The following is an 18,847-nucleotide window of genomic DNA, read 5'->3' as shown; positions in this document are numbered from 1 at the left end:
GAGCTCGAGTTCAATTCCCCGAACACTCTTTGTTCCTTTCTGTAATTTTTACGTACATCTTTAGAGGATGTTTTCTATACTTTGCTTCACTTGATCAAACTCTTGGTCTGATAGAGTAAATATCAAATCCTCTGTTGCATAGTCGTTCTGTTCTTTAAAATAGTTGTCCGTATTCTCTGCCAACCCTAAACTTAGAATCACTTTTCTTGCAAACTCTTGATGGGCAAAACCGATAGCCGTAATGATTTGTTTATCTTGCACAACCAGTTTGGGTTGGAAATTTTCACGTGGAAGAAATTCAAAATAATCAAAGAAGTTTTGCCAAATTCCACCTGTAAATTTCGTATCGTTCAACAAGCCTGCTTTCGCTAATAAAAGAGGCGCTGAAGAAATGGCTGCAATTAGGACTTCTTGCTCACCAAGAGCCCTCAAAAACGAAATCAATTTCTCATCCTGTAGAGCAGGACCTATATTGACCATTCCTGGCAAAATCACACAAGAATACTCTTCTATACGGATTTGATCTAGTGTTTTCGTTGGTTGACAGGGCAATCCATCTTCAGAGACTACTATCGAATCATCTGAAGCGACATAATCAATCGTGACGTCAAAAGATAGAGCTAAAGTACTGGTTAAAGCAGTTATCTCATAAAGAGAAAAATTAGGATAAATCAAACAAAGTACTTTTTTCATACGCAACATCCTCTATTTTGCCGAAAAACAGAGGCTGGGTTGCAACCTCTGGATTTCTTCCTATCATTACGACATTCTAAGACAAAGTCGATTATACTTTTTTAGAACTAGTAAGGCTGAATTGAGTTTCGGATTAAATCGAGCACGCCCTAACCTCTTGGTGAAAAAGACAAATCTTTCTAGAAACTAAAGTTTCTGCGTCAGATTTCCTATTTTCACTGTGAGGTTTTAACGGGCTTTGCATCTTATTTTTCCGTAAACTCTCCGTCTACGACGTCATCGCCTGCGTTTCCTGTTGCTTGTGCGCCTTCTGCTCCTGCTTGAGCTTGTTGCGCTGCTGCGGCTTGTTCGTAGAGTTTAACCGCAAGTCCTTGAGCTTTTTCGTTCAAGGCTTCAAGTTTTGCTTTCATTTCTTCCAAGTTGTTGTCTTCTTGGGCTTTCTTAAGATCGTCAAGAGCGGCTTGTGCAGCATCACGTTCTGCATCGAAGCCTTTGCCTTCAGTTTCCTTGATTGTCTTTTCAGTCGCAAAGATAGCTTGGTCTACTTCGTTACGAAGGTCTACTTCTTCCTTACGTTTCTTATCTGCTTCAGCGTTTGCTTCTGCATCTTTCATCATGCGGTCGATTTCTTCGTCTGTCAAACCTGAGTTAGATTGGATCACAATAGTTTGTTCTTTTTGAGTTCCAAGGTCTTTGGCTTTAACAGATACGATACCGTTCTTGTCGATGTCAAATGTTACTTCGATTTGTGGGATACCACGAGGTGCAGCTGGGATATCTGTCAATTGGAAGCGTCCAAGAGTCTTGTTATCTGCTGCCATTGGGCGTTCCCCTTGAAGAACGTGGATATCAACGGCTGGTTGGTTGTCTGCTGCAGTTGAGAAGACTTGTGATTTAGAAGTTGGAATTGTAGTGTTGCGATCGATAAGTTTTGTAAAGACTCCACCCATTGTTTCGATACCAAGTGACAATGGTGTTACGTCAAGAAGGACAACGTCTTTCACATCACCAGTGATGACACCACCTTGGATGGCAGCTCCCATAGCCACTACTTCATCAGGGTTCACTGATTTGTTTGGTTCTTTACCAGTTTCAGCTTTAACAGCTTCAACAACCGCAGGGATACGAGTTGAACCACCGACAAGGATGACTTCGTCGATTTCTGACAAGCTCAAACCTGCATCTGAAAGGGCTTGACGAACTGGAACTTTTGTACGTTCTACAAGGTCGCGAGTCAAATCATCGAATTTAGCACGAGTCAAGGTCATTTCCAAGTGAAGAGGTCCAGCCTCACCAGCAGTGATGAACGGCAAGCTGATTTGTGTTGAAGTCACACCAGAAAGGTCTTTCTTCGCTTTTTCAGCTGCGTCTTTCAAACGTTGAAGAGCCATCTTGTCAGCTGACAAGTCAATGCCATTTTCTTTCTTGAATTCTGCAACCAAGTGGTCGATGATTTTTTGGTCAAAGTCGTCACCACCGAGTTTGTTATCCCCTGCAGTTGCCAATACATCAAAGACACCATCACCCAATTCAAGGATAGATACGTCGAATGTACCACCACCAAGGTCGAATACCAAGATTTTTTCTTCTTTGTCAGTCTTATCCAAACCGTAAGCAAGAGCTGCTGCAGTTGGTTCGTTGACGATACGTTCTACTTCAAGGCCAGCGATTTTACCAGCGTCTTTAGTTGCTTGACGTTGAGCATCGTTAAAGTAAGCTGGAACTGTGATAACAGCCTTGGTTACTTTTTCACCAAGGTATTCTTCAGCATAACCTTTCAAGTATTGAAGAATCATAGCTGAGATTTCTTGTGGAGTGTATTCTTTCCCGTTAGCAGAAACTTTTTCAGAAGTTCCCATCTTAGATTTGATAGAGATAACTGTATCTGGGTTTGTTACTGCTTGACGTTTTGCAGCGTCACCAACGATGATTTCACCGTTTTTGAAAGAAACTACAGATGGAGTTGTACGGTTTCCTTCTGGGTTTGCGATGATTTTGCTTTCAGTTCCTTCAAGAACTGCTACTGCTGAGTTTGTTGTACCTAAGTCAATACCGATAATTTTAGACATATGTTTTTCTCCTTGTTGATTTTTTCTTCTTTTTTGATATTTCCCTTAAGTGGTGGGGACGTGAGCAACTCCCTTCGGGATTTCATCACTTATTTTTGAGCCTACTGTCTCAAAAATCCCCTGTTTCAGTAGCACAAGCTACTGAAACCTTCACCACGGCGGGAAATATCTTCCTTGCAAGCCTCCGGCTTGCATCTTATCTTTCTTTCATAGTTTAGTGTCGTTTCGGACAAGGTAGCCTAGTTGTAGACAACTACCATAGCCGGTCTTAGGATACGGTCATGGAGTTTGTAGCCTTTTTGGAAGACTTGTGCGATGGTGTCTGCTGGATGTTCGTCATCCGCTGGGAGGGTTTGGATGGCCATGTGGTAGTTATGGTCAAATTCTCCGTCCGCTGGAATTTCTTCAATTCCTTCTTCTTTCAGAGCATGAATCAAGCTTTCTTGTACCATTTCTAGTCCTTTTTTGACATCATCTGTCAACCCTTCAACGGCAAGGGCACGTTCGAGGTTGTCAAGTGATGGTAAGATCGCTTTTGCCAAATCTTGGCTGCGATAGCGTTGCAAAAGTTGGCGTTCTTCGTTGGCACGACGCTGAATGTTTTGCATTTCTGCATGAGCGCGAAGGTATTTGTTTTCAAATTCTTCGGCACGCGCTTGTGCTTCTTCTAATTCAGAAGGTTGCTTGCTTTCCTCTACAACTTCTTCAGTTGGTTGGGCAACTTCCTCTTCTTTCACGTCTTCTTTTTTGATATCTTCTGTCAAGGCATACACCCCTTTCATTTGGTCTTAATTTACTTCATAATGGTTGCTGTTGAGGTAACGGTAGTAATCCGTCAACTTCATGACCAGCACTCGGCCGATAACATTGACCAGACTAATCACACGCCTGTAATCCATCTCTACGGGACCGATTACATGCATGAGGGCCATCCCACGATAAGGAACTAAGAACTTGTGACTAATCACGGTCACATTTTTCAAGGCCTTCTCTTGGGACTCCGCAACCAGGATCTGGGTCATTTGGTCCTCTGGCATTCCCCCTCGCAACTCGAGAGCTACGTGTTGGGGATTATCCAAGAACTGATAGGTCTGAAGATCGGCGTAGGTTAAAGATGAAACCTTTCCTTCTACAAAGACCAGTTCTTGAAACAGTTGCGAGAAGACGTAATCAAACAGATCCAAGACATTGTCTGTCGTCTTAAAATAGCGCTGTACAATCTGTGGAATCTCTGTCCGCAAGCGGTAGTGAATATCCAAGACTGTATTTCCAATGAAGCGTTCTTGAACTAGCTGATGGAAGATTTCCAAGTCACTGGTTAAGAAATTCTTTGGAATGGCAAATTGTACGGTAACAGGCTTTGATTCATCCAAGGTCAATACCGCCAAAGCATCGTGGTTGGACAAGGGAACGATCTCAAAACCCGTCAAGCGCTGTCGTGTCGGTTCCACATCCTGAATGACTGCGGTGTAGCCCGTCATCTGGGCTAGTAACTTGGCCGTAGCATCCAAGATATCGTCTAGCTTAAAGGCTTCGAAATCGAAGGCTTTCACCACCTGGTAGACATCTTGCTCATCAATCAGCTCCAGATCGAGCGAGTTCTGAACAAAATATTGAAAACCAGCCCGGCTAGGCATTCGACCACTCGAAGTGTGGGCTTTTTCTAATAAGCCCTGCTTTTCGAGGGCAGCCATGTCGTTTCGGATGGTGGCACTACTGGATTGAATGACATCTTGCAGGGCTTTTGAACCGACCGGTTCGTGGGTCTTGGTAAAGATATCGACGACAAGATTGAGAATCTCATTTTGACGTTCTGTAACCATGACCTCACCTCTCTTTCATCTTTAGCACTCTACACATCCGAGTGCTAAACTATGATTCTATTATACACCCTCTCAAGAGAAAGTCAAGAAAAAAATCCAAAAAATTAGCACTCTTTTTCCAAGAGTGCTAAAAATCATTCTTAAGGCCTAGAAAAGTGTATGTCCTACTATTTCCCGGCCTTTTTCAGTAATTGAATGTATTCTTCTAATACTAGCTGATGTTTGGCCATATACTGAGCACTTTCTACACCAACATAACGGAAATGCCAATTTTCAAAAGTCACACCTGTAATATCGCTCTTGCCATCTGGATAGCGAAGAACAAAACCATATTGAGGTGCAATGGCAGCCAGCTGCAAGCCCAACTCATCACTTTGACCTGCTTCGACGCTCATATCAATTGCAAGACCTGTCTGATGCTCACTAGCACCAGGGACCTGCACCTGAGTCTGCACCTGTTTTTCAGCTTCTTCGTGTGAAAGACCACTCGCTTCTAACTCAGCAACACGCTCATTATAGAGCTCGGTTTGTTCGGCTACACTCCGATAACCCGATATCAAGGTTTCTTCTGGGGCAATTTTTCGGGCTGCTTCCAAAAATTGACGCGTTGGATCTCCAATCCGACTATCGACTTTTATGGCATCCACATCTGTCAATTGTGGGTTCAGCTCAGGCTTCACATTGTCACGATTGACCAAGATCAACTGCCAATCTTTTGTCGAGACGGCTGGCAGATCTGATTTTTCTTCCTTTTTCTTAGAAGAAGACGGAGTCGTCACGACAGTTTTTTTGGCCTTCCAAAACTGGAGCCCTGAAAACAGGTTTGGTTTCGCCAAATAGGCGCCAATCCCCGATCCAAGGGCCGCAAGAAGAAAGCAACTCACTAGATAGGGCCACCATTTCTTGCGTTTTTTTCTTGCGCGTCTGTACTTATTCGTCATGGCCTTCCTCTAGGAGTTTTGCTCCAACTTTACGATAGGACATATCCCCAACTTTTTCGATAGTAAAGGCTCCATCTTCATAAGCCAAAACAGTTACACTGCCATTATCTAAGACCAATTCTTTAAAGGCTTTTGGATCAATCAGGTAAATCAAGGTACTGATGGTCATGCCATGACTGACCACCATAGCATTGCCACCACCAGCTGCTTCCACCTCTTTTGCGATGGCTTCAAAACCTTCTTTAATCCGACCACTTAAGACACCCCAAGATTCAGCCCAACCAGTGGTGTCGACTTCAACAATCCCTTCTGCCAACTCCATCAAGCTCAACTGATGAAAATCCTCGACCTTAAAAACACGTGGTAAAACCCCCATAAAGAGCTCGCCATCATAGGCACCGTCGAAGCTACCAAAACACCACTCACGAATGCGTTTATCATAGCGATAAGGAATCTGACCTGTCAAACCAAGCTCTTGGAGAACAATTCCCATGGTTTGAATAGTTCGACCAGAATCACTCGAAACAGCCTCTTTAAAAGAAAGACCTGCTTCCTTAAGGCCAAGTCCTAATTCTTTAATTCCACGCTCTCCTGCTTCTGTCAGCGGAGTGTCTGACCAGCCCTGTGCTCGTCCGATGGTATTAAACATGGTTTTTCCATGACGAGCAATATATAATCTGGTTTTTGTCATTGTATTACCTCCGTATGTATCTCTTTCATTATATCATTTTTTGCAAAAAGAAAGTAGGAAAGCTCTTACAAGTTTTGAGAGAAAGAAAAGGCCATGACCAAAAGGTCAGCCTTTCAGGACGGACTAGGATTCTTGCAAGCCTTCACCGACTTCACGATAACTGCTATCTCCAAAAATCTTAACCGTCAATTCTCCATCTTCATATTCTACAAGGGTAACACTACCGTTTGAAAGGGGCAGATTAAGATTTGGTTTACCTTCAACTAAGCAGACCAAGGTCTGAATGGTCCAACTATGGCTGACCACCAAGGCATTGCCACCACCATTTTCCTCTACTTCTTTGGCAATGCCCTCAAAACCTTCTAGGATCCGTCCTTTCAAGACTTCCCAAGGTTCCGCCCACCCAGCTGTATCGACCTGGCAGATCCCTTCCGCCAAGTCTTCCAAGCTCAAGGTCTTATAATCTTCTACATCTAGCACGCGCGGCACGACACCATGAAAGAGCTCCCCACCGTAGGCCCCATCAAAGCTACCAAAACACCACTCGCGGATCCGTTTGTCAAAGCGATAAGGGATCTGGTCTTTCAAGCTCAATTCATCGAGAATGATCCCCATGGTCTGAATGGCACGACCTGAATCACTGGAGTAGGCTCGAGTAAACTCTAAACCAGACTCACGCAAGCCGATTCCTAGAGCCTGAATCCCTCGTTCTCCTTCTGCTGTCAAAGGGGTATCGGACCAGCCTTGAGCACGGCCAATGGTATTAAACATGGTTCTCCCATGACGAATCACAAATAATCTTGTTTTAGCCATCTTGTCTCCTTTTGTAAGAAAAAAGTCTGGAGTTTCATCATCACAGACTTTTCTATTCGTTTCTTCTATTATACTCGATTTCTCTTAGTTTTTAAAGCTATGAACCGGGGCCGGAATTTGACCACCACGGGCAATGAAATCAGCTGACGAAGCCTTGTTGACCTTCATCACTGGAGCAGAGCCAAGAAGTCCTCCAAGCTCTAACATATCGCCTTCTTCTCCATAAGGAATGATCCGAACGGCTGTTGTCTTTTGGTTGATCACTCCGATAGCTGCTTCATCGGCAATCATAGCCGCAATCGTCGTAGCTGGAGTATCAGCTGGGATGGCAATCATATCCAGACCGACCGAGCAAATGGCTGTCATGGCTTCCAATTTTTCCAGATTGATATGACCTGACTGGACTGCCGCAATCATCCCCTCATCTTCTGAGACAGGAATAAAGGCACCTGACAACCCACCGACTTGGTTACAAGCCATGATGCCGCCTTTTTTCACTTGGTCATTGAGCAGAGCTAGCGCTGCTGTAGTTCCATGGGTTCCAACTACTTCAAGCCCCATGGCTTCAAGGACACGGGCAACCGAATCCCCAACAGCTGGTGTTGGCGCGAGAGACAAGTCTACAATCCCAAACTCAACACCTAGACGTTCACTAGCCATTTGACCCACTAATTGGCCGACACGTGTGATCTTGAAAGCTGTCTTCTTGACGGTTTCAGCCAATACATCAAAGCTAGCGCCTGGTACTTTTTCAATCGCCCGTTGGACGACACCAGGTCCTGAAACCCCAACGTTGATGACAACATCCGCTTCGCCGACACCATGGAAGGCTCCTGCCATAAATGGATTATCTTCTACTGCATTGGCAAAGACCACCAGTTTCCCTGGTCCCATTGGATCTGCTTCCGATGCTTCTTTAATGATGCGGCCCATATCACGGACAGCTGTCATATTGATCCCTGACTTGGTCGACCCGATATTGACTGAAGAGCAGACAAAATCTGTCTCCGCAAGGGCACGAGGAATGGAATTGATCAGGATTTCATCCCCTTTTTGGTAGCCTTTTTGAACAAGGGCTGAGTAGCCTCCGATAAAGTTGACTCCAACTTCTTTGGCCGCACGATCCAGTGCCTTTGCAAAGGGCACATAATCTGTCGCGTTGGTTGCTGCCCCGATAATGGAAATCGGAGTGACCGAAACCCGCTTGTTGACAATAGGAATGCCGAGTTCCGCCGCAATCTCATCCCCAACAGCCACCAAATCCTTAGCCTTTGTAACAATCTTCTGGTAGACCTTTTCTGCCGCCTTTTCGATATCTGGATCAATACAATCCAGAAGGGAGATGCCCATAGTGATGGTCCGAACATCAAAGTTCTGCTCTTCAATCATGGCGATGGTTTCTGTTACCTGTTTAATGTCCATAAATCCTCACCCCTATCTTACAAATTGTGCATGGCATCAAAAATCGCTGCGCTCTGGATATTGATTTTGACATGAAGAGACTGACCAAATTCTTCTAATTCTGAACGAAGCTGGGTGAAATCTTTTTTCTCATTCGATGTCACGACCGCCATCATGGTGAAGTACTCATCCAATACCGTTTGAGAGATATCATCAATATTAAGTCCCAATTCTGCTATTTTTGTTGCGACACCCGCTACGATTCCTTTTTGGTCTTTTCCAACGACTGTAATAATTGCTTTCATTTCACTGCTCCATTCTACCTATTTGCTTCCATTGTAGCACATTCCCCTTAAAATCACCCTTCTCAACTGGGAACGTTCGGATATTTTCCGCGTATCTAAAAAATAAAGGCTGGATCTACATCCAACCTCTCTATCGACTATTCAGTTTCATCTCTTAAGAACTCTTTCTTCACGCGCACCGTACTTTCATATGTTGCTCCAGCCAGGCGGTCAAACGGAAAACGACGACTGAGCAAGATGATGGCAAGAGTGAGAATGAGGTACAATAAAAGCACAAAGAAGAGCAACAAGATCATGGATAAGGTTAAGAGGGAATTGTCCGTCAAATCCTGATTCAAGAGCGAAATCAAATAGAACAATCCTTGGGGTATCAAGTAGAAATAGCCCGCCACTAGAATCCCCCTCCAAATGGTGCGAAGCCATCTTTGCTTATCAAAATGCAAGCGGCATTTCAACAAAGCCATTCCCAAGGTTTTGCCCCGCCACAAAGGAAGCAAGCTAAAGTAAAGAGCCAAAACTGCTACATAAGGAATCGTCCCTAAACGCCCAATCACTGCGTAGAGAATCGATACCATCACAAAGTCGATCAAGAAAGCAAGTCCAATCCGAAAGCCAGATACTCTCGTCCCCACTCGGAAAGAATGCTGGTCGATTTCATCTCTTGTCGGCAATAACCAAACTAGAAACCAACCGAGCAGGTAACCCACTCCACCACCAGTGGTATTTTGAATGATATCATCGACATCTGCTAGGCGGTAGGGACCCGGATATAGAAAGTAGAGACCTGACAACTGGGTCAGCTCCAAAAAAAGACTAAAGAGGGCTGTCAGGAGAATCGTTTTCTTAAAACTACACTTGAAATAATAGCGCAGATACATCCCAAAGGGAATCAACATCAAGACATTAAAAGCTGGCACATAAAAAGTCGGATGCTTGATGGCCTGAAGCCAACTGCTTGTCTGCGCCAGATCAAAGGGACTCTCCTTGAAAAAATCCACCACAAAGGCAAAGGGATAAAGATTGATCATTTCCGAGTAGCTGGTATGGATCTTACTTGGATCCGGCAGGGGCAAGACCACCAAGAGATAGACTGTCATCAAGTAAAGCATAAAAGAATAGAAAATCAGCACCCGTAATTTATTGACCGAGCCATATTTTCGGTAATTCAAAATCATGTAGGGCAAGGTCAGCAAAAAGGCCAGGAAAGGAAAGAGCTGAACAGCTGTTTTAATTGTAGAAATATAGCCCATTGTGTCTCCTTTTTACACTTATAAAATCACCCTTTGCGCAATGACAAAAGGTGATTTTTCATTGATATAGAGTATTATACGGCGCAGTGATGGAAGAGTCAAGGAAGCAGGATAAAAATTTCGCTTAAGAGCCAGCTTCATTGGTAGGAGCCTTCTTCAGACTTTTACTTCCAATAAAGACCAATAGATAACTGGCAATCCCTGAAAGGTGCAGCCAAGTCGAGATCCAGCCGGTGATGCCCGGTAAGAGCATGAGGCCAGATAGAAAAACTAAGAATAGATAAAACAGTTTTACGGAGAGTGAATACTCTTTCCACATATTTGGCAGGATCAGGACTCCTCCCGTTACAAAGGCATAGCCCACAGCAGAGATCCCTGTAGCCTGAATGTTCTGCCCCTGGGTCAAGAGGTGAAAAACGATGGAAGAGAGAGCTGTCGCCGTCACAAAAACGATCAAGACTTGTCTGGAGCCTCTCTTCCTTTCTAACAGTCCACCAAAAGGAAGGACCATAAGTCCATTTAAAATCAAATGGACCCATAAAAACCAGATAGGGGCTCCTTTACTGCCATGCATCAAGGTCCCACTGACATATTGCCAAGCATAGACTGGCTTCGAATGAAAGGCCAACAGATCATAGATAGCATCCCCATAAAAGGAAGTCAAAAGACCTAGCAACAAACAAGTTAAAGACAAAGTATTGACAACGGGGTAGGTTTTGAGGATTCTTTTCATGTTCATCTTCTCTTTTTCAAAAAATAGCGTTACGATGTCTCCATTCACGACCATTATACCATTTATTTTATTGGAGATAGAAAACTTTTTGGCTTCTTTCGTTTCAAATCTTTGATCGAAAAACTGAATGTCCTGACTGATTGGTTCCTCATCATTCGCAATTGGATCAGGAGGCGATCCTGTATTTAGAATACCGTAGCGAATATTTGACTTTCCATTTCAGAGGGTATATACTTATATTAATCTGAACTAAATAGTTTTAATTTTTTAAATGAACTGTCTTCAATTCAGATTAAAAAACTATTTACTTAACGGAGGTGGCGCTATGTCATTAGAAGATAAATTAAACCAAGTTAAAGGTTCTGTTAAGGAAGGTCTCGGTAAAGTAACCGGCGACACAAAAACAGAAGCTGAAGGCGTTGCTGAAAAAGTTGCATCAAAAGCTAAAGAAGTTGCTGAAGATGCAAAAGAAGCTGTTGAAGGAGCTATCAAGGGCGTGAAGAATATCCTTCACAAAGACGATAAATAATCCTAAACGTTCTAAAACCACCCTATTTTCTACAGTCCTATTTGACTAGGGAAGATAGGGTGTTTTTTGTTTTTCATTCATCTTAGGTGTAGAAAAAAGAGGCTGGGACAAAAGTCCTAGCCTCTCAATTGTTTTTGGATTGTCGAGCAAGACGCAGTGGTTGAGTGGGCTCTACTACGCTGATTTCATCAGCTTTTACAGCCCTACTCAACTTTGCGGAGGTGGGACGACGAAATCGAATTCTAACGAATTACCGATTTCTGTCCCACTCTCTTATAACGATTGTCTTTCTTTTAAAGAAAGGTTTACTAAATGGTACTGCTTTACGATCTTTTCAGTTTTTATGTTATCGCTTTATCTTGAAACAGAATAAATGTTGATTGACTCATCCCTTTCAACATCGTCACCTCCATTTTCGACACCATTCATATAAATCCACGCTATTTAAAGTATCGTTTTGTTTTTCTTAATTGTGCAATATTGATATAAAGATGGATGACAGCCGTTATAAGGACACCAACTAACTGCACTTCACCAAGAATGATGGATAAGGCAAATAAGATGATATAGAGCGATGGTAAGATTAGCTGATTGAGTTTGAACAAGATTAAATAAGCCTCTGCCATTTCCGCCTGTTTTTCTCCCTCATCATACGTTTCTAGATAGTCTAATACCTCTTTTGGTGTGGCTAAAATAGAGATCTGGTAATTACGAATTTTGCTCGTTGTTTTGACGCAGAAACTTCCAACAAGAATGGTTAATACCGCTAAGAGAAAAACTGATAACGGAAGATCATGACTAGGTAACACGGTAACCAAACTGAAAAACATACTAACTTGCAAAACATTGTAAGCAACTGTCCCATAATCTAGAGAGCGATACATCTTGATATAAGCCAGCTCATTTAATTCATCATCTTCTTCTGCTAGGTAGCTATCATAAGCTTTCCTACTATTCATAATAAAATAAAGAGCTACTATGGTCGATAGTATTCCCAGACAGAAAAAGAAGGTCGTCAAAACAAACTGTACTTGCTCTTGAGAAATGTTTAAATGAAGATTTGTGAAGGCAGCACCAAACATTCCGATTAAACCACCCAACAATAAACTTCCTAACAATAGTAATAAATGTTTCTTTTTCATTTTCCATCTTCTTTCTAAAATAAACCAAGTAGCCCTTGAACCAGAGCATGACCAAATCCAAAGGTAGCTGTTAACACTTGATCACCAAAGCTATTCAGGAGAATGGCAACTAGATAGAAAAATAGGATCTTGTACCCTGATTTTTTGATGACCTCTTCAAGAGATCCACTCCCCATCCAGCCAGCTAAAAGAGCATAGCTTATAACGGTAAGAAGACTAATTTCTATCGAAGATAGAAAAAGCAAACAAGCCAGTGCACGAACCATCAGAGGGTCTATATTGAAATAATTAGCTATACCGGCACAAACCCCTGCAATTTCTTTGTGTTCGGTATCTACTTGAAAATCTGTCAAAAACTCTTTCATAATCTTACTCCTTTTATACTCTTTCTTTTACTTTCTTTTCTATCCGCTCAAATACGAAACTAAAAATCAAGCTAGTCCAGAAAAAATAGTTACTGTCTAAAATGTGAATCCATCCCAGCAAGGTCCCGATCATGATCGAAACATTTGCTACAAAGGCAATGATACAAAGATAATACATTACTCTATATTTATTCATGATTCTTCCTCCTCAAGGCGAAATACCGACTCTACTGGCTCATGAAATATCTGAGAGATTTTCAAGGCGATAACAATAGAGGGAGTATACTCATCCCGTTCTAGCAAACTAATAGTCTGCCTCGATATACCTGCTAGCTTAGCAAGCTCGGTTTGGTTTAAACCATCACGAGCGCGAAGCTCTTTTAAACGATTTTTTAGCTTCATATTTACTATTGTCTATCAAACTCAACCACTTAGCTTAGATAGCCTAAAAACGGTAGAATTTGATCTTTCCTCCTTTGCTATTAAATAAGATAGTATTAACGATACCCTCATAGTTTCTCCCTATCTCTGATCTTATTTCTTTAACTTGATTACATTGTAACACATCTTTTTATTTTTGACAACGATATTTGTCAAAAATATCATTATTTTTGTCATTTTTTAAATGATAGCGATCAAAATTTTTATTCTGAATAAGGATTGATTTAATATTTTTCTAAATAGAGGTGAAATGGATACTTAAAATCAAAAAAATAACAGGGGGAATTTTAGTTTTTTAGACAAAAAAAGACAGCCAAGAAAAAATTCTTGAATGTCTGTATAGATTGATAGTATCTTGTTGATTAAGGTTTATAGGCAACTGACTTTGTCAGGTTGCAGCCGTATTTGTATGTAGTTAAAGCCACAGCAACTACGTCAACTGCCCCAATTTAGTATGAAAATACAAAAAAACACCCCGAAAGGCGCTCTTTGTAAGTATCATAATTCTTTCGAAGAACATTTACTAAATTGTGATGCTTTACGAGCTTTCTTAAGACCTAATTTGGAAAGTATGGGTTTCAGTTGGACTAAAAACAGCGTCATATCAAGGTTTTTCAGAACGATATCTACTGATTGTTTTCATAAAATTTGAATCAATATTTCTTAAATAGGGGAATATACTCCCCTCTTTTATACGATCACTTCCATTATCCCTTCAATCAGCTCCGTAAAACTTTTTGCCACATAGATAATTTCATCAGGGTCATGAATGTAGCAAATAATCTGCCCTTCTTGCCCCTCCTGGTCTGGATCAAAATCAAGCATGAGATAACAAGAATCGCAATATTCCGCAAAAGGAAGCCATTTTTTATTAAAAAGATAGGGTTTGACTCTACTATCACGCATCTCTTCAACTTCTTCGCTCGAAAAATAGTCGGGAAATTCCGTTAACAGAACATCCCTATTTTGAAAATATCTTTTCCCAGCTTCTATTTTCTGCAAACTCATCAGAGAAAAAGCCATTTCTCTTTGGTCAATCACACAGGGTAAGACTGCTAAGAATTTACTACCGTTTTTGTAGCGATAGACTTCCTTCAGTTCATCGGGGAGAGAAATTCCAAGTCTCTTCTCAAACTCCTGAATTTCCTCCTCAGATGCTCCAGAAATTTCCTGATAATCTTCCAGGTATCCTTCTTCTACAGGATCATCCAAACCCCAGTCTTCAAAAACTTCACAAATATAAGTTGCTATTTTCTTAACTTGGTCAACTATACACATAAGAACCTCCTTTTTTGTTTTCTCTTACCCTTTGAATTTTCATCTCAAAATGTGTTCAAAATATTGACAGACTTGCATCTTTACTTTTTCTAATATTATTTTTAGTATGGAACTGGATTTTTTTATTTCTTGATCAGATAAAGTCATTTCATTCGTTCGCTTTACTCAAGTTAACATTATAAACAATTTCTGCATCCGGACTCCCCTTAGCATCCTTCACGACTCCTTTTAACTGACCATTATCAACCAATGATTTAATATTTCCATCCGTAGAGGATTCTCTAGTTAGTTTAGCTACATCAGGTAAGTGCTGTGCTTTAGAAACATCAATATTATTTCCTTTAGAGTCCTTTAAATCTATTGCTTCATTCCCGTCTCCATCAAAATTAAGAATAACATGAGAAACGATACCAAAACTACTTGGATTATAGTTATTAATTGGAGTTCCTAGAGTGGCTTTATTTCCATGCTTATCATAAATAGTGGGACGGATATAGACATTTGAGAAAGTCGACCCTTCCTCAGTAACGTAGATTGGGGAAAATTCAATCTTTTCAACCCCTGAGTAATACTCTTTTATATAAGTTCCTAGTTGCTCTTCTAGAAGTTGAAAGCCATGCTGATAGAGTTTGGCTGTTTTGGGGCCTAGACTCGGCTTAGTTAGTTTATTATATATATAAGCACCTCCAAATATAAAAACTATTACAATAGCAATTATTTTAGCAACCTTATTTCTCATTAGTTGCCTCCGTTCCAAGTGATTATCCACCATTTTTTGCATGCAACCATATTAATGATTATAACATAATTGCCAATTTGTAACTTTAAGCCAAACAGAAAAGCATCCCGTATTTTTGATACGAAATGCTTTCAATAAGTATAAATAAGTTTTAACGTTTACTAAATTGTGATGCTTTACGAGCTTACTTAAGACCTGATTTGAACAGTCTGACTTTTAGGACAGCTCAAAAGCGCTCAATAGCAACCGTCAGAAGAGTTTCTTCTGATTTTGATTTCAAGAAATAGGAATAGATGTATCTATAATAGTGCAATTTCTTAACGCAAAACTTTCAATCCTATCCTCTTCCTTCTTATCCTAACAAAGTTTGTAATATTGGAATAACAACGATAAATAGAACCGTACTTAGAGTCACCACATTCGTAGAGAATTCCACATCTCCTTTTCCCTGATTAGCAAGGATCGGAAGAACAGCTAAAGCTGGTGTAGCGGACTGAATCATAAAGGTCTTAAATTCTACTGTGGCCATATTTGGTGCAAAGAACTTCAATACAAGAAGCATGATTAGAGGAGCTAGGATAAAGCGTCCAACTAAAGTGACAATTGTATCTTTATCAAAAGTAATAGTTTTCAAGCCTGCCTTTGCAAGAACGATACCAATATAAATCAGAGATAGGGGAGTGACGATATTTCCAACATAGGTTAAGGTATTCGTTGCGAAATCTGGAATAGAGATTCGAAGAATCAAACATAGTAGAGCCACAAGAAAACCTATAAGCGGAGCTGGTAGCAATTTCTTCCAATCAAATTTACTTGTCTTCTTGCTTTGGCCCGATTTACTGTCACTCGTCATCAAATACACGCCCAATGTCCAGGTGGAAATCGTGTTGGTAATATAGTAAATTAAGAAATAAGGAAGAGCCTGATCCCCAAAAAGAGCAACGTTTAAAGGTAAACCAATAAAAATAGTATTGGCATTCACAAAGGTATTCATCATGGTTCCTCGCCGTCCTGGACGAACCTTGAAAACAACAACTGCAATATAAGCTACGATATAGCCCAAGATAAAGGCCACAAATGTATAAAGGAGGCCTCCAGAAAGACTGATTAGCTTATCTAGTGTTAGGTATTTCATCACCGACACAAAGATTGACGCTGGCAAGGCTACATTCATGATTAAACGAGATAGGTTAGGTCCAAAGTCATCTCCAAACCATCCCTTCACCTGAAGAATATACCCCAAAACAATGATAGCGATAATCGGAATGATACTCGTAATCGATGTTAAAAAGAGTGACATAGGTATCCTTTCTAAATTACTTAAGTCCACAGCCCATACAAATCTGTCGCTAGCGAAGAATAGGCAGCAACAGTGAATTATTTATACTCTGGATACCACTTCAAATCACGAACTGCTTTGGCCATATCTGTTTCCTTAGCACGCGTAAGACCTTGCTCTTGTGCTTTTTTAGCGACTGCTTCTGCTACTTTAATAGAAACATCTGCTACATACTTGAATGGTGGCAAGACAGGAGCTCCTGGTTGGCCTGGATTGACAATACCACTCAATGAATGAGCTGCTGCTCCAATCATTTCATCAGTCAAAAGACTTGCTTCAGAAGCCAGCATACCTAGACCAAGACCTGGGTAAATCAAGGCATTATTGGCTTGACCAATCACATAGTCGACACCTTTATAAGAAACCGTATCAGCAGGAATTCCTGTTGCGACAAAAGCTTTACCATCTGACCATTCAATCAAATCTTTGGCACTAGCTTCAGCTAGTTTGGTTGGATTTGACAAAGGGAAAATCATCGGACGTTCTGTGTTTTCACACATAGCTTCTACTATTTCTTTAGTGAAGGTATTAGGTTGAGTTGAAGTTCCTACAAGAATGGTTGGCTTCACAGTCTTCACTACTTCAAGCAGGTCAGTCAACTTGTCTGCGTTACTAAAGTCAGCACGTTTCTTAGCAAACGGTTTTTGTTCAGGGGTTAGGTCATCCATGTCATCAAAGAGAAGACCTTGTTTATCAACCATAAAGAAACGTTTATAAGCTTCTTCTTCAGAAAGACCTTCACTCACCATTTCACGAAGAACACGAGAGGCAATTCCTGCACCCGCAGTACCACCACCATAGCAGAGATAAACTTGATCTGTTAATTTTTCACCACTAATATCCAGTGAACCAAAGATACCACCTAAGGTAACGATTCCTGTACCTTGAATATCATCATTAAAAGTTGGAATTTGTTTCCGGTATTTTTCAAGAATATTGGCAGCATTCAAGCGGCCGAAGTCTTCCCAGTGAAGGTAGAGTTTAGGAAAGAGACGTTCTGCTGTTTGAACAAATTGGTCAATGAAGTCGTAGTAACGATCTCCGCGGACCCGTTCGTGACGATTTCCTAAGTAATTAGGATTGTTACGAAGTTCTTCACGGTTAGTCCCTGCATCGATAACTAAAGGAAGGACCATCGAAGGATCGATTCCAGCAGCACCCGTATAGACCATCAATTTCCCAACAGAAATATCAACACCATTTGTTCCCCAGTCGCCAATTCCAAGGATTCCTTCTGCATCTGTTACAACAATGAGACGAATCTCGTGACCCCCGGCAGCGTTTTTCAAAGTAGCTTCAATATTTTCAGGATGATTAATATCAAGATATCCTGCATATTGTGGATCTACAAAGAGATCACTATAGCCTTCAATCGTATCTGCAATGGTTGGGTCATACACAATTGGATTGAATTCTTCCAAATGTTGAGAAAATAGGTAATAGAAAAGAGTCCTGTTGGTATTAAAAATTTCCATTAAGAAAAGACGTTTTTCCAAATCATTAGCTTTTGTTTGCATTTGTGCATAAGTTTGCGCCGCTTGTTCTTCAATCGTTTGAACATAAGGTGGCAGTAAACCAATAAGGCCTAGTTTCTTTCGCTCCTCTAAGGTAAAGGCAGTTCCCTTATTAAGGAAAGGATTGTTTAAAATATCATGTGCAGTCATAGTGCACCCCCTTTTTACTAAGAATATATCATTAAAATAAATTATTTACAAATATTTTTTCACCCATTTTGTAAAATTAAGATAGACAAAAAAAGACATCTAAGAGAAAATTCTTGAATGTCTGTAAACGTTGATTGTATCGTATTGATTAACGTTTTGAGGCAATTGCCTTCGTCAAATTGCAGCCACATTTGTAAGCGACTAAAGTCGCAACAACTGTGTCAATTGCACCAATTTAGTAAGAAAGTATAAAAAAGAACACCCCGAAAGGTGCTCTTTGTAAGTACAGTAATTCTTTCGAATTAACGTTTACTAAATTGTGATGCTTTACGAGCTTTTTTCAAGCCTGGTTTGGAAAGTATGAATTTCAGTTGGACTAAAAACAGCGTAATATCAAGACTTTTCTCCGCTTTTATAAAAGCGTTTTTCCAATCAAATTCAACTAATTTTATCTAAATGGTGTGGATTTTACCCCCAAAATTACAGAGAATGGAGCTGATAAACACTAAACGTTCACACCATTAGTTAAATGATTTTTTTCATCATTTTTCTTAGATGATAGAACTTCTAATTTATTTCTTATTCAAGCAAAAACAACCTGCTATAAGTAAGAAAGAGGAAGATACAAGAA

20 protein-coding genes are annotated in these 18,847 nt (G+C 40.8%); 1 reads left to right on the top strand and 19 read right to left on the bottom strand.

Going from position 1 to position 18,847, the window contains the following annotated elements; genetic code table 11:
- Positions 1-60: 60 nt before the first annotated feature.
- The 11 genes from HMPREF9186_RS08150 to HMPREF9186_RS08100 all read right to left on the bottom strand — a co-directional run bounded on the left by HMPREF9186_RS08150 (position 61) and on the right by HMPREF9186_RS08100 (position 10,719).
- A complete protein-coding gene (locus HMPREF9186_RS08150; protein ID WP_009732220.1) occupies positions 61-693 on the bottom strand; it encodes a DJ-1/PfpI family protein in 633 nt (210 codons plus the stop codon).
- Between the two features lie 245 nt (positions 694-938).
- Positions 939-2,762 carry a molecular chaperone DnaK gene (gene dnaK / locus HMPREF9186_RS08145; RefSeq protein WP_009732219.1) on the bottom strand — a complete coding sequence of 608 codons (1,824 nt, stop codon included), beginning with the start codon at positions 2,760-2,762 and terminating at the stop codon, positions 939-941.
- A gap of 239 nt (positions 2,763-3,001) precedes the next feature.
- Entirely contained in the window at positions 3,002-3,526 is a 525-nt protein-coding gene (grpE, locus tag HMPREF9186_RS08140) for a nucleotide exchange factor GrpE (RefSeq protein WP_332251639.1), read from the bottom strand.
- Positions 3,527-3,550: 24 nt separating this feature from the next.
- Complete coding sequence (gene hrcA, locus HMPREF9186_RS08135; RefSeq protein ID WP_003004578.1) at positions 3,551-4,585, bottom strand: heat-inducible transcriptional repressor HrcA; 1,035 nt, start codon at positions 4,583-4,585, stop codon at positions 3,551-3,553.
- A gap of 167 nt (positions 4,586-4,752) precedes the next feature.
- On the bottom strand, positions 4,753-5,526 hold the full coding sequence (locus HMPREF9186_RS08130) for a M15 family metallopeptidase (protein WP_009732217.1): 774 nt from the start codon (positions 5,524-5,526) through the stop codon (positions 4,753-4,755).
- A complete protein-coding gene (locus HMPREF9186_RS08125; RefSeq protein WP_009732216.1) occupies positions 5,516-6,217 on the bottom strand; it encodes a histidine phosphatase family protein in 702 nt (233 codons plus the stop codon). Before HMPREF9186_RS08125 ends, HMPREF9186_RS08130 begins: the two co-directional genes overlap by 11 nt.
- A gap of 123 nt (positions 6,218-6,340) precedes the next feature.
- Positions 6,341-7,030 (bottom strand): histidine phosphatase family protein, encoded by a 690-nt coding sequence (locus HMPREF9186_RS08120; protein ID WP_009732215.1) that lies wholly within the window; start codon positions 7,028-7,030, stop codon positions 6,341-6,343.
- A gap of 84 nt (positions 7,031-7,114) precedes the next feature.
- Entirely contained in the window at positions 7,115-8,452 is a 1,338-nt protein-coding gene (locus HMPREF9186_RS08115) for a PFL family protein (RefSeq protein ID WP_009732214.1), read from the bottom strand.
- A gap of 17 nt (positions 8,453-8,469) precedes the next feature.
- Entirely contained in the window at positions 8,470-8,736 is a 267-nt protein-coding gene (locus HMPREF9186_RS08110) for an ACT domain-containing protein (protein ID WP_009732213.1), read from the bottom strand.
- 137 nt (positions 8,737-8,873) lie between these two features.
- Complete coding sequence (locus HMPREF9186_RS08105; RefSeq protein WP_009732212.1) at positions 8,874-9,986, bottom strand: VanZ family protein; 1,113 nt, start codon at positions 9,984-9,986, stop codon at positions 8,874-8,876.
- A 124-nt stretch (positions 9,987-10,110) separates the two neighbouring features.
- Positions 10,111-10,719, bottom strand: a complete 609-nt coding sequence (locus tag HMPREF9186_RS08100) for a rhomboid family intramembrane serine protease (protein WP_037614150.1) — start codon at positions 10,717-10,719, stop codon at positions 10,111-10,113.
- Positions 10,720-11,044: 325 nt separating this feature from the next.
- On the opposite strand from HMPREF9186_RS08100, the gene HMPREF9186_RS08095 reads away from it, so the two are divergent.
- Positions 11,045-11,248: a CsbD family protein gene (locus HMPREF9186_RS08095; RefSeq protein ID WP_009732209.1), complete on the top strand. Its 204-nt coding sequence runs from the start codon at positions 11,045-11,047 to the stop codon at positions 11,246-11,248.
- A gap of 440 nt (positions 11,249-11,688) precedes the next feature.
- On the opposite strand, the gene HMPREF9186_RS08090 is transcribed toward HMPREF9186_RS08095, so the two are convergent.
- The 8 genes from HMPREF9186_RS08090 to HMPREF9186_RS08055 form a co-directional block, all read right to left on the bottom strand.
- Positions 11,689-12,390, bottom strand: a complete 702-nt coding sequence (locus HMPREF9186_RS08090) for a DUF3169 family protein (RefSeq protein WP_009732208.1) — start codon at positions 12,388-12,390, stop codon at positions 11,689-11,691.
- Positions 12,391-12,404: 14 nt separating this feature from the next.
- Entirely contained in the window at positions 12,405-12,755 is a 351-nt protein-coding gene (locus HMPREF9186_RS08085; protein WP_009732207.1) for a PspC domain-containing protein, read from the bottom strand.
- A 13-nt stretch (positions 12,756-12,768) separates the two neighbouring features.
- Positions 12,769-12,951 carry a hypothetical protein gene (locus HMPREF9186_RS08080; protein WP_009732206.1) on the bottom strand — a complete coding sequence of 61 codons (183 nt, stop codon included), beginning with the start codon at positions 12,949-12,951 and terminating at the stop codon, positions 12,769-12,771.
- Positions 12,948-13,157: a helix-turn-helix transcriptional regulator gene (locus tag HMPREF9186_RS08075; RefSeq protein WP_037614149.1), complete on the bottom strand. Its 210-nt coding sequence runs from the start codon at positions 13,155-13,157 to the stop codon at positions 12,948-12,950. Before HMPREF9186_RS08075 ends, HMPREF9186_RS08080 begins: the two co-directional genes overlap by 4 nt.
- Before the next feature lie 729 nt (positions 13,158-13,886).
- Positions 13,887-14,474 (bottom strand): SMI1/KNR4 family protein, encoded by a 588-nt coding sequence (locus HMPREF9186_RS08070; RefSeq protein WP_009732205.1) that lies wholly within the window; start codon positions 14,472-14,474, stop codon positions 13,887-13,889.
- A 148-nt stretch (positions 14,475-14,622) separates the two neighbouring features.
- Positions 14,623-15,213, bottom strand: a complete 591-nt coding sequence (locus HMPREF9186_RS08065; protein ID WP_009732204.1) for a hypothetical protein — start codon at positions 15,211-15,213, stop codon at positions 14,623-14,625.
- Positions 15,214-15,565: 352 nt separating this feature from the next.
- Positions 15,566-16,513 (bottom strand): AEC family transporter, encoded by a 948-nt coding sequence (locus tag HMPREF9186_RS08060; protein ID WP_009732203.1) that lies wholly within the window; start codon positions 16,511-16,513, stop codon positions 15,566-15,568.
- Positions 16,514-16,590: 77 nt separating this feature from the next.
- Positions 16,591-18,216, bottom strand: coding sequence for a malolactic enzyme (locus HMPREF9186_RS08055; protein WP_009732202.1), 1,626 nt, complete (start codon positions 18,214-18,216; stop codon positions 16,591-16,593).
- Positions 18,217-18,847 lie beyond the last annotated feature (631 nt).

Origin of the sequence: Streptococcus sp. F0442, from assembly GCF_000314795.2 — a bacterium.
Taxonomy (GTDB): Bacteria; Bacillota; Bacilli; order Lactobacillales; family Streptococcaceae; genus Streptococcus.
Note: the sequence above shows the minus strand (reverse complement) of the source record. Positions and strands in the feature narration are given on the sequence as shown.

Bases quoted from the DNA above. Each gene is read 5' to 3' on its own strand.
- hrcA (WP_003004578.1), bottom strand. From the start codon at position 4,585: ATGGTTACAGAACGTCAAAATGAGATTCTCAATCTTGTCGTCGATATC.
- HMPREF9186_RS08110 (WP_009732213.1), bottom strand. From the start codon at position 8,736: ATGAAAGCAATTATTACAGTCGTTGGAAAAGACCAAAAAGGAATCGTA.
- HMPREF9186_RS08075 (WP_037614149.1), bottom strand. From the start codon at position 13,157: ATGAAGCTAAAAAATCGTTTAAAAGAGCTTCGCGCTCGTGATGGTTTA.
- HMPREF9186_RS08080 (WP_009732206.1), bottom strand. From the start codon at position 12,951: ATGAATAAATATAGAGTAATGTATTATCTTTGTATCATTGCCTTTGTA.
- HMPREF9186_RS08115 (WP_009732214.1), bottom strand. From the start codon at position 8,452: ATGGACATTAAACAGGTAACAGAAACCATCGCCATGATTGAAGAGCAG.
- HMPREF9186_RS08105 (WP_009732212.1), bottom strand. From the start codon at position 9,986: ATGGGCTATATTTCTACAATTAAAACAGCTGTTCAGCTCTTTCCTTTC.
- HMPREF9186_RS08130 (WP_009732217.1), bottom strand. From the start codon at position 5,526: ATGACGAATAAGTACAGACGCGCAAGAAAAAAACGCAAGAAATGGTGG.
- HMPREF9186_RS08060 (WP_009732203.1), bottom strand. From the start codon at position 16,513: ATGTCACTCTTTTTAACATCGATTACGAGTATCATTCCGATTATCGCT.
- HMPREF9186_RS08085 (WP_009732207.1), bottom strand. From the start codon at position 12,755: ATGAAAGAGTTTTTGACAGATTTTCAAGTAGATACCGAACACAAAGAA.
- HMPREF9186_RS08090 (WP_009732208.1), bottom strand. From the start codon at position 12,390: ATGAAAAAGAAACATTTATTACTATTGTTAGGAAGTTTATTGTTGGGT.
- HMPREF9186_RS08100 (WP_037614150.1), bottom strand. From the start codon at position 10,719: ATGAAAAGAATCCTCAAAACCTACCCCGTTGTCAATACTTTGTCTTTA.
- HMPREF9186_RS08055 (WP_009732202.1), bottom strand. From the start codon at position 18,216: ATGACTGCACATGATATTTTAAACAATCCTTTCCTTAATAAGGGAACT.
- HMPREF9186_RS08065 (WP_009732204.1), bottom strand. From the start codon at position 15,213: ATGAGAAATAAGGTTGCTAAAATAATTGCTATTGTAATAGTTTTTATA.
- HMPREF9186_RS08120 (WP_009732215.1), bottom strand. From the start codon at position 7,030: ATGGCTAAAACAAGATTATTTGTGATTCGTCATGGGAGAACCATGTTT.
- HMPREF9186_RS08070 (WP_009732205.1), bottom strand. From the start codon at position 14,474: ATGTGTATAGTTGACCAAGTTAAGAAAATAGCAACTTATATTTGTGAA.
- HMPREF9186_RS08095 (WP_009732209.1), top strand. From the start codon at position 11,045: ATGTCATTAGAAGATAAATTAAACCAAGTTAAAGGTTCTGTTAAGGAA.
- HMPREF9186_RS08150 (WP_009732220.1), bottom strand. From the start codon at position 693: ATGAAAAAAGTACTTTGTTTGATTTATCCTAATTTTTCTCTTTATGAG.
- dnaK (WP_009732219.1), bottom strand. From the start codon at position 2,762: ATGTCTAAAATTATCGGTATTGACTTAGGTACAACAAACTCAGCAGTA.
- HMPREF9186_RS08125 (WP_009732216.1), bottom strand. From the start codon at position 6,217: ATGACAAAAACCAGATTATATATTGCTCGTCATGGAAAAACCATGTTT.